Origin of the sequence: Streptomyces flaveolus (assembly GCF_000716535.1) — a bacterium.
In the GTDB taxonomy this organism is placed as follows: domain Bacteria; phylum Actinomycetota; class Actinomycetes; order Streptomycetales; family Streptomycetaceae; genus Streptomyces; species Streptomyces flaveolus_A.
This window is the reverse complement of the sequence record NZ_JNWV01000017.1, coordinates 146,900-159,888: the sequence shown is the minus strand read 5'-3', so window position 1 is coordinate 159,888 and position 12,989 is coordinate 146,900. Positions and strand designations below refer to the sequence as shown.

Here is a 12,989-nt window from a genome sequence, read left to right as displayed (position 1 = left end):
GCAGACCCCAGGCCATCACGTCGTCTGTGGGGCTCGATCTTGCCGGTCACCGTGGTGTGACATCAGCGGCGCGGCAGGGTGACGACACCAGCAGCGTCGTCACCCTGGTCCACGTCCGAGACTCGCAGCGGAGCCGCTGGAGCTCATCGTCCTTGGCGGCCAGGACAGACAGGAGACAGACAGGAGGAGCCGATGACGCTCCTCGAGCTGGGTGAGCGGCTGGTTGAGGTCCCGCAGTCGGGCGATGCGGACCTCGCGTTGGTCGGGTTGCTGGCCAGCTGCCCAGACGGCTGCCCTCCGCTTCTCGAACTCGCCCTTGAGGTGGCTCCAGGTCCGGTAGAGGGAGGCGCGGGAGATTCCCGCCTCGCGGGCTGGCGTCTTGACGTCGCTGGCGCCGCCGGCGGGATCTGCCCCGCCAGCACCCGGTCGATGGCCGCGCGGACGCGCCGCTCGGTCTGGTCGCGTTGCCGGTGACACAGAGCCATGTCCCATGGAACCCGGCGCTGGCCTGCGGAAAAGGAGCGATCCGGGAGCTGGTCGACGAGCGGGCCGGGAGACGAGTACGGCGAAGCTCCCAGCAGTCGGTAGGCGGTCATGACACCGACTGCTGGGAGCTTCCTCATTGCCTACGAGCCCGGAGCCCTTTCGGTGCAGGCCCGGCATCGTCTGGAGGACGGCATCGTGCGTGAGCCCTCCCTTGGCGGTCAGGGGACATCAGCAGGGGAAAGCGCCGCTGTAGAGGGCGTGTCCGTAGGAGGAGCTTCCGGAGCCGAAGCCGTAGATGCCGTCATCGCTCCAGACCGCTTCGCGGAAGCCGTTGACGCAGGTCGACGTGGGCGCGATGGCGAAGCCCTCCAGGTTGTTGATCGGCATGACGGCCGGGTTCGTGTAGGTCACATCGGGAACGATCGCGCCGGCGGTGTTGACCTTCATGAAAGTGTGCGTCTCGCCGCAGGTGTTGTCGCAGGTCGCGACGATGCGCTGGGTTCCGGCGTCGAACATCACGTCCATCACGGACGCCTTGCCGGTCGCGACGGTGCCGAACGTGGTGAACGTGCCGTCGGAGTTCAGGCCGTAGACGTGCAGCGTGCCGTCCCACTCCAGACCGGCGAAGAACAGGCCGGACCCGTGGAGCGGGTAGTCGGCCGGGTCGTAGGCGGCGTGGGTGAGCGGGTCGATCCAGCCGTTCGCGGTCAGCCAGCTGTCGGGCACGAACCCGACGCCCTCGAAGCCCAGGTTGGCGTCATCCTTGCTGCCGGTGTTGAGCTGGGGGAACTGCGAGGTCATGTCCCACTGGTGGACCGGCGTCAGCGTTGATCCGGTCGCGGCCGGGTCGAACTCCATGATCGTGTCCTTGGGGACCGTGTTGTTGGCGTTGTCGCGCTCGGACGTCACGTAGATGTGGCCGTTGCCGCCGACCGTCACTCCCTCGGAGTCCGGCTGGCCCGAACCGCCCGCGAAGCGGATCTGTTTGCCGGTCGCACTCCACGACGGGTCCGGGACCCACTTGCCGTTGCTCTTGACCAGCTTGTACAGCCAGTTCTTGTTCTTCGCGGCCCACAGCACCGACGGGTTCGCCGGGTCGAACGCCAGCCCGCTCACGTCGCGGCCCTCCGGGCCGGTGGACGTGGTGAACGCGCAGACATTGTCCGTGATCGTGACGTCCAGCCCGCCCGGCCACGCCGACGTCCCCGGCGGAGTCGCGCTCGTGCCGGAGGGCGCCTCAGGGGTGCAGCCGCTGGTCAACGACCCCCCGCCGCCCAGCAGATGGCCGGTCTGACCGCCGCCACCACCAGCGCCGGAGCAGGAGTTGGCGCTGCCGAGCGTCGCGGTCGTGGAGGTCTGGAACCAGCCGGTGCCGTTCGTGCAGCGCTCATCGGACGGCTTGGCGCCGTCGGTGGCCCAGGTCACCGAGTCGATGGTGGTGCCGTTGCTGTCGAGGAGGAAGAGCGAGTCGTTGTCACCCAAACCGAGGGCGGAGTTGAACGTGACATAGCCGCGCGCAGGGATGCTCGTCGCGCTCGGAGAGGAGGACGAGATCGAGACCGGGGAGTGACTGGTGTCGTTGTCGACGTACTTCCACGACCCGATGCTGACCGCGCTCGTTCCGCCGTTGTACAGCTCCACGGTGTCCGAGCCGTCGGAGGTGACCTCGTTGATCCGCACCTGGCTCGCCGACGGGATCGACGGCGGGCAGACCGAGGCGTTCGCGGCGCCGAACGTGGTTGCGGTGGTCGCGGTCACCCACGCGCCGGTGCCGTCGCCCCCGCAGCGTGCCATCGCCGGTTTCGCCTTGTCGGTGGTCCACTCAACGCGGTCGACCACAGCGCCGCCGGCCGTGTAGATCACCAACTTGTCCGAGTCGCCGAGCCCCTTGGGCGAGTTGAAGGTGACGAACCCCCCGGCAGTGATCGTGGTGGCGGACGGGGTGAACGACTGCGGCGAGAAGCTGTCGTCGGACATCTTCCAGCCGCTGAGGCTCACCGCGGTGGAGCCGGAGTTGTACAGCTCCACGGTGTCATTGTTCGAGGAGGTGACCTCGTTGATGCGAACGTTCTGGTAGCCGGCCGGGTCGGCGGCAGCCGCGGGCTGAGCGGCAAGCAGCCCGGTGACAACGAGTCCTGAGAACGTCAAAGCCGCGGCACATACCGAGGCGACGCCGACGCGTGAGTGTGAAGTAGGCACGAGGCGGAACTCTGGTGAAACGACGTTGAAACAGCGTGTACTTCGACTGAATGCCACCTGCTGACCACCAGAACGCCAGGCCACATCGCCGCCACACAATCGCGACAGTCCTGCCGAATGGAGTCAGAAGCACCGGCCTGGCCCACGCGGCCAGCGGAACGCGCCACGACTGCGGCCGGGTCGTCGCCGGGGTCGGGGCACTGGTGGAGTGTCGGTATTCGAGAGTGCTCCCGGGCCGTGGCCACGAGATTTCGACAAGCGCGCCCGCGTCTTCCACGGCACCGTCACCGTGGCTTCGATCCGCCTTCGGTTCGAGCCGTGATCACTTGGCCTTCGTGACAAGATCTGGGCGTGACGACGTTGTTCCTGACGGTCGGCCTGCCCGGGGCCGGAAAGACCACGAGAGCTCGACAGCTGGCCGAGGAACACAACGCGCTGCGGCTGACGCCTGATGAGTGGATGCTCCCGCTGTTCGGCGATCCGCAGCCGGCCGGGAAGCGCGATGTGCTGGAAGGACGGCTGCTCTGGCTGGGTCTTGAGGCGCTGAAGCTGGGAACGAACGTGGTCCTGGATTTCGGATGCTGGTCTCGTGACGAGAGGTCCGCGATCCGCTGGTTGGTGACGTCTGCGGGCGCGTCCTGTCAACTCGTGTACGTGCCGGTCGACCATGAGACCCAACGTGTTCGGATCGCCCATCGCCAGTCGATCACCCCTGATCAGACCTTCGTGATGAGCGAGACGGACCTCTTGCACTGGAGGACGCTGTTCGAGGAGCCCGACACCGCGGAACTCGACGGACATGAGGTGGGAGGTCCGCCTCCCGGGTGGTCAGGATGGCTGGAGTGGGCCGCCGACCGGTGGCCATCGCTCGCGTGACTGTCCGGCCAACCTTGGTGCCGCCCGGTAGGCGCCTGTATCCGATCCCAGCGCCGGCACGGCGTTGTCGGTCCTCCCCTCTAGACTCTCGCCGACTTGATCGAAGGGCGGGAACACTGTGGAAGACCCAACGGGGATAGCAGCGTTGCGGCAGGTTCTGCCGCCGGACCTCGGCGCGGACGAGCACATCGATTGGCAGGCGGCCGAGGCGCGGTGGGGCACCAGGTTCCCGCGGGACTACATGGCTTTCATGTCCGTGTACGGCGTTGGATCGATCGGTTCGCAGCGCTCGATCGGCGAGGTCGGCATAGACGCGCCGCTTCCCACGGAGTCCCCCCTGTGGCCCCACGGTGACCTTCAGGAGGAAACGGAGAATGCCCGTGCCACCTGGGAGGATCTGGGAGGGCAAGAAGGTCTCGACATTGAACCGGAGCACATCCTCGCCTGGGGCAACACTTCCGGAGCCGACATCCTGTGCTGGCTGACCACCGGCTCGGACCCTGACCAGTGGCCCGTCCTGATTTTTGACCGCCAGATGCTGTTGGAGCCTTTCACGATCTTCCGTTGTGGCATGGTCGAGTTCTTGCGCAAGCTTCTCCTGGGCGAACTCGACTCGTACGGCGTAGAGTTCCGGCCCGTACCGCGCTTCGTACACTGGCGCGTGGCGGAAAGCCGCTCTGCGGGTCGGTCCGAGCTCTACGCACCCGGGCCGGGCGCGGGTCGTCGACGATGATGGTTCGCATCCTGGGGGTGTAACGCGTTCTGCCTGGCCAGGCGGAGATCCGGTGACTCGCACGGTGGTCCGATGACGGTCTTCCGGTGGCGATGGGACGATCGGGCCCAGGCCCCAGGAATCGGGCGGCTTCTGGGTGGCGGTGGTGACCGTCACCGCCCTATTGGTCATGAGCGTGATGGCTGCCCAGGTAATCAGCGACTCCGAGTGCTGGATGAGCCATTCGCAGTCGCGTACGCGTCTGCGGGCGTGCATGACCCGGGCCAGGGACCGCTCGACCACCCAGCGGGCAGGGTCGGGCGCGTCCCAGCACAGCCATTTGGTGGTCGGGGAGCGCCGGTTGCTCACGCTCTTGCCCGGCGGCGTCTGACGTCAGCCCGGCACCAGCACCTGCTGCCTCCGAGCCCTAACTGCCCGACGGCATGGCCTCACCTTTTCGAAGAACACAGCCCCTTCAGACCCTGCCTTCCCGGAGGGACAGCCCTGACCTCTGCTTTCGTTCAGGACTGAAAGGGCAGAGGTAGAAGCGGCTAGCAGCCTCGGCCCGGTCGCCCCGGCGGCAACTGAGCAGCAGACCGGTCGAGCAAAACCTTGTTCCGGAAGCCGACATGGGGCTTGGCGGGCGGCAGAGAGCCCCGCCGCTCGCACTCGGTCATGCCGCCAACCTCCCCCGTGCTCGACACGGTTGGCGGGGGGCTCCCCGCCAGGCACTCGGTGCGCACCGGGCATGCCGTTCAGCGACCTGGCGGGCCCTGTCGCACCAGGACTCCGCACCGAGGGCGGCGAAAGGGTCGCGGAGCTCTTCCGCCTCCTCGTCGTCCGCGGGGACCACGCGGGCGAACGCCAGGTGAACGCGGACCAGTTGGACCTCGCGCGCTCCGGCGGACGTGTCGAGCCGCTCCAACGCGGCCTTCGCCGCCCACTTCAGCCGGGGCCTTCCGGCACCGCGTACGGCATGCCTCCGAGCCAGTGGCGCGACACGCACGGTCGTGGTGCCGGGCGGCAGGTCAGGCGATTCCGTCCGGGTCAGCCGGTCGTTGGTCCTGTGATGCGCGTGCCCATGAGGGCGCCCCGTTCTCCGCACCGGCGCCCGGCAGTTCGGGGCACAGTTTCGTTCGGAGCTGCTCGAACGCGGTGGGAAGCGGTCGTCGCGGCAGGAAGGCGCTGATCCGCCGGGCGCAGTCCGCGGCGCCGGCCGTGGTGGTGTCGCACTCCACGTCGTACAGGCCGTGCGCGTGGACTCGCTGGAACTGGTGGGCCGCGAGACCCACCGGACGGTCGCCGCGTGCCTGTTCACGCCGTGCGAGTTCCTCCGGCGAACAGCGCACTCCGACGAGGACGACGTCTCTGGCGTTGAAGAGCCTCAGACAGTCCAGCAGACGCCATTCCTCGCTCAGCACATGGTCGACCACCACGTTGTTGCCGGCCATGGCCATACCGGCGACCGCCCGGTGGAATCCCATCCACGTGCGCCGCAGCACCTCGGGCAACCGTTCCGGACCGACGTCTCGACGGGTTCGCATCGCGTGGAAGGCGTCCACCGGCATGTGAAAGTACGGCTCGTCCAGGATCCGCAACAGCTCTTTGGCGATACTGGACTTGCCCGAGCTGGACGTTCCGTTCAGGAAGATGATCAGCCCGTTGCGGGCCGGAGCGGGGTCGGCACCGTGTTCGGGCGACTCCGGGGCATCGTTGTCCCAGGCTGCCGGCATTCGGGCTCCTTCGCTGTCACCGGTGACGTGTGCTCATTGTCGCCCGTGGACATCGTCAGGCCTCGTCCGGGCCGAACAGGGCTTCCTGATCGGGTGAGTGGCGAAGCCGGGGTCGTAGGTGACGAAGGGCCTCGCGGCCCGCCCGGTGCGGCAGTCGTCGGAAGCCCGCCGAGCGGTGCGGGCGGCCGGTCACCACGGGGGAAGCAACGGGCCCGGCCGGCAGCACAGTCCCGCGCCCTCGGCGGCCGCACGCCCGTATGGGCGGAGTTGCCGTGACCTCGGGCAGGTGCCGGGCGCGCGGGGCGGGTCCCGGGCATGCGAAAGGTCCCCGGCCTGTTCGAGGCCGGGGACCTTTTCGTGGAGCGCCGGGCAGGCCTTGCACCTGCATCTCCCCGCAGGAAGCGGGGCGTCTTTCCTTGGACCACCAACGCATCACCGGGCGCCGCCTGTTGGGCGACCAGTTCTAGATCAAGTGTACTTCACTCAGGCCGTCGGCCGAAACTTCAGGGTTCGTGAAGCACCGCGAGACATCCGGCGCACTGTCGCTTCGTGAGCCGGGGACTGCTTCCAGGGTGCCCGGGAAGGCCAGGACCGCGGCCCCACGGCCGGCACCGGCCCGATCCGGGCCGTGCGTGCGATGCCGGACGCCCCATGGAGCCTCGCGCGGCGTAGTCGACTCGGTTCATCCTGAGGGACGGTGGCGAAGGGCGCTGCCCGGGACCGAGGAGCGCCCCGCTCCCCTGGTGCTGCGCTCACCGTACGGGCTGCCTGTGCGGCGGCCCGTACGGTGAGCGCAGGTGCTGTTACCGGGTGCGATAGGCGTCCAGAATCGTCTGCGAGAAGGCGTTCCCCTGGCGGTCCGTGAACTCGGCCTTGAAGGAGACGGACTCGCCCGCGGCCGGGTTGAGCACGGTGACCTTGCCGTGGCGCACGGCGGTCCGGGACCAGTGCGCTCCCCGGTCGTAGGAGACGTACACGGTCAGCGATCCGAGGCGGTGGCCGGCTGCCGAGCCCTGAACGGTGAGCGGGACGGTCTGCCGGGCGCCGGCCGGCGCGGTGGAGTCCAGGCCGAGTTCCGGCCGGTAGCGCACCACGCTCGCCGGGAGCGGGGTGGGCCTCGCCGTGTGGCCCGAGCTGAACTCGGCGGACCAGGAGACCTCGGTGCCCACGGTGGACACCGCCGACCGAGCGCGGCTGACGGTGGTGACCAGCCGGTAGCGGGCCTTGCCCGGGGGCAGGTCGAAGGCGGTCTCGTCGAGGACGCCGGGCAGCGTCGCGTATTCCACGCCGTCGCGGAAGAGTGTCGTGGTGGCGCTCTCCCCGTCGTACACACTCTCCCCGTCGTGTCCCGCGCCGTCGGTGAACGGGTGCACCGCTCCGGTCAGCCGGTCGCCGTCCCTGACGAGTCCGGTCGCCGGCCCGGCGCCGGTGTCCGTGTCGAGCGCGGGACCGAAGACCCCGGTGTTGAACGTCTCGGTGTAGGCGCGTCCCGCGCGGTACTTCCTGGCCGGCAGCCGGTACCGGGCCTCGGTGTCCCGGACCGCCTGCTGCTCGAAGGTGTGCTTCCACTCGATGCCGCCCTGGAGGTACAGGGTGGTGGTGTGGGGCAGGTCGGTGGAGATGGCCGCCGGCGGTGTGCGGTACTCGGGCTCGGACACGATCGCGCCCCATCGCGGTGTCATGGTGGTGCCCTGCCGGATGGTGAGCCTGGCCAGTTCCTTGGCCTTCGCGTGGTGCCGGTAGCCGGTGAAGAAGGCGTCCTTGAGCTCGTCCGCCAGCAGGTAGTTGGTATCGCCGTGGGCGAGGTCGAGGAGGAGGGTGGAGGTCACCGTGCCGGGTTTCGGCTCGGGGCCGACCTGCTGGAGCCGGATGCCCTCGGCCATCGGAAAGGTGGAGAGGGCGATCGGCAGACCGCTGATGTCGTGCGGGATGATGTTGACACTGCCGGACTGGAGGGTGGCGGCGGGATCCTGGACGGTCACGTCGAGAGGCTTGGCCTGCCTCGCGTCGAAGGCGAGGCTGGTGTCCTTGGTGAGGCTGAGCCGGGGGGCGACCATCCAGTCCTCGCCGACGTAGGCGACACCTTCCTCGTCCAGCGTGATCACTTCGCCCAGGATGGTGTAGTCGCCGGCGTGCAAGCGCAGTTCGAGCGTGCCGTCGTCACTGGTGACCGGGTAGAAACGGTTGCCGGTCAGGTCGTATATCCAGGCTTTCCAGGTGTCCTCGTCGGGTTCGGAGCCGTCCCGCGCGGTGGCCTTCATCCGCAGGTCGTACATCTCGCCCTCGATCTGGACACCCCCTGCGGTGCGGACGGTCTGGCCGTCTCCCGTCGCCGTGACGGCCAGGCTGAACACGCCCTCCGTCGAGCCGGCGAGGCGGGGGTTCGCGGTGACGTCGACCGATGCGGTACCGCCTGCCGGGACGGTGAGTCGCCGGGTTCCGAGGGTGAAGAAGCCGTCGGGTACGGGGGCACCCGCCGGGCCGTCGGCGGTGGCCGCCAGGTCCAGCGTGACCGCCGTGGTGCCGGTGTTGCGGTAGGTGAGCGTCTTGGTGACCGGCTGGTCGTCGCCGTGCGGCCAGCCGGGCCGGTCGAAACTCAGCGAGGCGGGCCGGGCGGCGATGCTCTGGGTGATGGCGTGTGCCACGTCGACCCGTCCGCTGCCCTGTTCGACGGCGCTGTAGGGGCCCGGCTGGGCGGAGCCGACCAGCGCCTCCTTGAGCAGATCGGGGCTCCAGTCCGGATGCCGCTGGGCGAGCAGTGCGGCCGCGCCCGCCACGTGCGGCGTGGCCATGGAGGTTCCCGAGAGCGTCAGATAGCCGGGGGCGGGGTGCGGGACACCGCTCTGGTCGACGAGGCTCCCGTCCGCGGCCGCCGCGGTGATGTCCACCCCGGGCGCGGTGAGGTCGGGTTTGATCGCGCCATCCAGCCGGGGGCCTCGGGACGACATGTCGGCGAGCACGTCCTGCTTGTCGACGGCGCCGACGGTCAGGGCCGCGTCGGCCGAACCCGGGGTGCCCACAGTCATGGCGCCCGGTCCCGCGTTGCCGGCGGCGATGACGAACAGGGCACGGTCGGAGAGCCTGTTGACGGTCTCCTCCAGCGGGTCGGTCCCCTGCGTGTCGGAACCTCCCAGCGAGAGGTTGACGATGGTGGCGCCCTGCTCGACGGCCCACTCCATGCCGGCCATGATCGAGGATTCGGTGCCCCTGCCGTAGTTGTCGAGCACCTTGCCGCTGATCAGCTCGGCGCCGGGTGCCACTCCCCGGTACGTACCGTGTGAGGCGGCCCCGGTTCCGGCCAGGATGGAGGCCACATGGGTGCCGTGGCCGTTGTGGTCGGCGGCGTCGGGGGCACTGGTGAAGTTCCTCTCCGCGACCACCTGGGTGGCCAGGTCGGCATGGCGCGTGTCGACGCCGGTGTCCAGCACGGCGACCTTCACTCCTGTGCCGTCGTATCCGGCACGCCATGCTTCGGGGGCGCCGATCTGCTTCACGCTCACGTCCAGCGACGCCTTGACCAGTCCGTCGAGACGGATGGAGCGCACCCCCGCGGCGAGCCGAGGGCTCCGGCCGGGGCCGTCGGTGAGGGAGGTCCACACCCGCGAGGCCGCTGCCCCCGGCACGGTCAGCGCCTCGCTGCCGGTGGTGGCGATCTCCGCCCGCACCTTCGCACCGCCGGCCCTCGCGACGGTCCTTCGCTCCGCGCCCGTGTAACTGACGAGCAACGGTACTCCGTCGCCGACGAGTTGACGGTATTCCGGGCGGCTGAGCTCGGTGACGTCGAACAGCCGCATGTCCAGTCTTCCGGAGGCGATCAGGCCGCCGACATCAGTGGGCAGCACATAGGTGTGTCCCTTCGCCGAGAAGGTCTGAAACGGTATCGACTCCCGGCCCTTCGCCTGGCTCACCTTCGCCACTCTGCCGCGATGGTCGAGCCGCACCACGTCACCGGTGATGAGGGTGATCTGGCGGTCGGCCTCCACGACATGTTCGTCACCGGACCGCGTCGGCGGGGAGGCATCGCCCCGGGCACCTGGCGGCATGGCTGCCGCCGTCGTCCCGGAGGCGGCCATGGCCACTGCCGCGACTGCGGCCATGACGGTCATGACGGTTCTTCTCGGTGATCTTCGCAAGGTGCCGTACCCCTTTGCCCCGTGGGGGGAGTCCTCGGTGGGTCCCCTGGCCGCTGCAGGCGCCGTCGCCCCATGACGCGGACACGCTAAGTTTCCCAATTCCGCCCGTCAATCGGGCCATTCGCGACATAGGGGGTAACGTGGCTGGATTAGTCTGGACTTACTGGTCGTCACTTGCGGCCCGTTCCGTGGTCGGCGGCGCATGGTGACCGGGAGCGCCCGCCGCGATCGTTCCGCGGTGATCACGGCCGGGCGGCGGGGTGACTCGCCGCGGTTAGAACGGTCCCGGAGGCGATCCGGGTGCCCGGCTCGGTCCGGGCAGGCCACGTAGGCACCCGGACCGGGTGCGGGTCGACAAGGTGTACGACTCCCGCCGCAACCGGGCCTACCTGCGGAGACGCGGGATCCCAGCGACCGTCCCGGCCCGGTGACGTTCGAGCCGGTTGATCCCCGACTACCGCCGGCATGCCGCCGACGGTAGTCAGTCTTGTCGAACGTCGGCGGCCGACCGCCCTGGGAAGCTTTCGCTGCGCACCCGTGCGAACGGCCCATTCAGCCGCGAAGATCGGAGCCGTAAGCGACGCTGCTCGGTCAAGCGGTGATGTCGAGGACAGGGAGCTCTTGTGGTGGGGGAATTGTCCAGGTGGTGTAGCAAGTGGCTGGGCTCGCCGCCCGCCGAGACGCTCTTCGAACGCGCCCACCTGTCCACGGTCATGGGACTGCGGCTGGCGGACGGCCGTGAAGTCGTCGTCAAGGCAAGACCCTTGACACCCCGGCGGGCCGGCTGCCTGGAGGTGCAACGCCGCATGCACCAAGCCGGCTTCCCGTGCCCGGAGCCGTTGGCGGGCCCGGAACCTGTGGGCGGCCAGGGGCCGTTGAGGGGCCTCGTCGTCACGGCCGAGGCGTTGGTCCCCGGTGGCACCGTGCTGCCGCCGCATCCGGACGCGCCCGAACTGTTCGCGGAGGCGCTGGCCCGCCTGATGGCGGCAGCGCCGTCAGTCGCGGACGTGCCGTCGTTGGCTCCCGCGCCGCCGTGGAATGGCTGGGACCATGACGATCCGCGGCCCTGGCCGTGGCCGGACGACATGGACGTGGACCTCAACGACCACCCCGGCCCCGGCCGGCTGGACGAGACGGCCCGCCGCGTGCGCACCCGGCTGCGGCGCGCCGCTCTGCCCGAGGTGGTCGGGCACGGCGACTTCGAGTCCCAGAACATTCGCTGGAACGGCGACAGGCTGCACGTGGTGCACGACTGGGACAGCGCGGTCGCCCGGCCCGAGGCGGCAATTGCCGGGCTGGCAGCCGCGGTCTTCCCCACGGGCGGGCCTGAAGACCGGCCTGCGACCGTTGCCGAGACCGAGCGGTTCCTGGACGGATACGCCCGGGCCCGCAGACGGCCGTGGACGCGTGAGGAATCCGAGGTGGCCTGGGCCGCGGGGTTGTGGGTGCTGGCCTTCAACGCCAAGAAGGCATCAGTCGCCCGGCCGGACAGCTCCGCCGCCGCTCGGCTGGCCAGAGAAGCACCTGAGCGGCTGCGCCGCGCGGACGCCTGATCAACCGGCCTCGCACGTTCACTGTCCGACGACCGTCCTGGTCGCGCCCCTCGGCGAGCGGCTGTGACCAAGCGGGCCGGCATGCTGACGTCTCCCCCGGACTCCCTGCCCCACGGCCCGGCCGGCGGTAGGGTCAGGATGTGCGTTGATCCGTGTGGGCGGCGGCCATGTACAGCCGCAGACGGTGCGGGCGCCTCTCGAAGCAGGAGGCCGCCCCGGCAGGCATACCCGTCATCACGTCGCGGAGATCCACACCATGACTGCTGAGCAGCCTCTCACCTACGACGCACTCGTCGAACTCGCCACCGCTGATCCAGCCGTCGTCGGCCTCGTACTCAAAGGTTCCCGAGCCCACGACGGCATGATCACCCGGCACTCCGACCACGATCTGTACGTGGTCCTCGCTGATGACGTCACGACCGACCTCACCCGGTTCGCGGGCCACCGCACCGCCGATCTGGACCTCGTCATCGTCTCTCTCACCGAGTTCCGTGCAGCCGGGATGCCCGGTTTTGAACGCTACGCCCTCGCCCGAGCCCAGATCGTGCTCGACCGGCTCGACGGAGGCATCGCGCGGATCCTCGCCGACAAGGCTCGCCTGGATGCCGATGAGGCGTTCCAAAGCGCCCGTGGCTGGCTCGACGCCTACGCCAACTCGCTCTACCGATCCGTCAAGAACCACCGGGACGGCCAGGCTCTAGCCGCTCGCCTGGACGCCGCCGACAGCATCCGGTTCCTGCTGGAGCTGCTCTTCGCTCTCGACCGTCGCCCCCGCCCCTACAACAAGTTCCTCGAGTGGGAGCTCGACCGGTACCCGCTTCCGGGCTGGCACACCGACGTGTTGCTCCGCGCCGTGGACCACATCTCGGCAACAGGCGACGTATCCCGGCAGCGACACCTGTTCACCCTCGTCGAGGCGGTGGCCCGGGAGGCTGGACTCGGCGAGGTACTGGATGCATGGGGCGAGGACCTGGACCTCATGCGACCGCAATAAGGAGACAGAGAGACTTCCCGCTGCCGTGGCTCGCGGCAGCTCGCCGAACGGCTTCGCCGGCCCGCCGTGCCACGATGAGGAGGGTGCCCCGCTTGGCAGCAGCACCATGACGTGGTGAGCCCTGCGTGGGGAGGGGTGCACGCCCCCTCCGAATGGCCACGGTCGACTCGCCGGTCGCGATCTCGGGGCGGAAGATGAGTGTGCTCGGCCGTGTAAGGCGCAAAGGATGGCACATGTCCCCAAGGTTCACCGGCAGCTCCCGTCGCTTCGGTCACCGAGCCGTCGCGATGCCACGTGGCTGCG

The 12,989-nt window shown here is 69.3% G+C and carries 7 protein-coding genes and 1 tRNA gene; 4 read left to right on the top strand and 4 right to left on the bottom strand.

Annotated features, from left to right (window positions below):
• Positions 1 to 714 precede the first annotated feature (714 nt).
• Positions 715 to 2,634: a lamin tail domain-containing protein gene (locus tag OO52_RS47515; RefSeq protein WP_234339797.1), complete on the bottom strand. Its 1,920-nt coding sequence runs from the start codon at positions 2,632 to 2,634 to the stop codon at positions 715 to 717.
• A 402-nt stretch (positions 2,635 to 3,036) separates the two neighbouring features.
• Between OO52_RS47515 and OO52_RS19835 the strand changes: the two genes are divergently transcribed.
• Together OO52_RS19835 and OO52_RS19830 are read left to right on the top strand one after the other, a co-directional pair.
• Positions 3,037 to 3,561 (top strand): AAA family ATPase, encoded by a 525-nt coding sequence (locus OO52_RS19835; protein ID WP_030647982.1) that lies wholly within the window; start codon positions 3,037 to 3,039, stop codon positions 3,559 to 3,561.
• Between the two features lie 145 nt (positions 3,562 to 3,706).
• Positions 3,707 to 4,294, top strand: coding sequence for an SMI1/KNR4 family protein (locus OO52_RS19830; RefSeq protein WP_234339796.1), 588 nt, complete (start codon positions 3,707 to 3,709; stop codon positions 4,292 to 4,294).
• A gap of 1,007 nt (positions 4,295 to 5,301) precedes the next feature.
• Here OO52_RS19830 and OO52_RS19820 read toward each other — a convergent pair.
• From OO52_RS19820 to OO52_RS19810, 3 genes are all read right to left on the bottom strand, one after another.
• Positions 5,302 to 6,006 carry a chloramphenicol phosphotransferase CPT family protein gene (locus OO52_RS19820; RefSeq protein WP_078877035.1) on the bottom strand — a complete coding sequence of 235 codons (705 nt, stop codon included), beginning with the start codon at positions 6,004 to 6,006 and terminating at the stop codon, positions 5,302 to 5,304.
• A 358-nt stretch (positions 6,007 to 6,364) separates the two neighbouring features.
• Positions 6,365 to 6,437 (bottom strand) — tRNA-Gly (locus OO52_RS19815).
• A 372-nt stretch (positions 6,438 to 6,809) separates the two neighbouring features.
• Positions 6,810 to 10,112 (bottom strand): S8 family peptidase, encoded by a 3,303-nt coding sequence (locus tag OO52_RS19810; RefSeq protein ID WP_037629629.1) that lies wholly within the window; start codon positions 10,110 to 10,112, stop codon positions 6,810 to 6,812.
• Positions 10,113 to 10,774: 662 nt separating this feature from the next.
• Between OO52_RS19810 and OO52_RS19805 the strand changes: the two genes are divergently transcribed.
• Entirely contained in the window at positions 10,775 to 11,692 is a 918-nt protein-coding gene (locus OO52_RS19805; RefSeq protein WP_030647972.1) for a phosphotransferase, read from the top strand.
• A gap of 256 nt (positions 11,693 to 11,948) precedes the next feature.
• Positions 11,949 to 12,686 carry a hypothetical protein gene (locus OO52_RS19800; RefSeq protein ID WP_030647969.1) on the top strand — a complete coding sequence of 246 codons (738 nt, stop codon included), beginning with the start codon at positions 11,949 to 11,951 and terminating at the stop codon, positions 12,684 to 12,686.
• Positions 12,687 to 12,989 lie beyond the last annotated feature (303 nt).

What these genes read in the sequence shown, in the direction of transcription:
- OO52_RS19820 (WP_078877035.1), bottom strand. Translation starts at nt 6,006, where the DNA reads ATGCCGGCAGCCTGGGACAACGATGCCCCGGAGTCGCCCGAACACGGT.
- OO52_RS19810 (WP_037629629.1), bottom strand. Translation starts at nt 10,112, where the DNA reads ATGACCGTCATGGCCGCAGTCGCGGCAGTGGCCATGGCCGCCTCCGGG.
- OO52_RS19800 (WP_030647969.1), top strand. Translation starts at nt 11,949, where the DNA reads ATGACTGCTGAGCAGCCTCTCACCTACGACGCACTCGTCGAACTCGCC.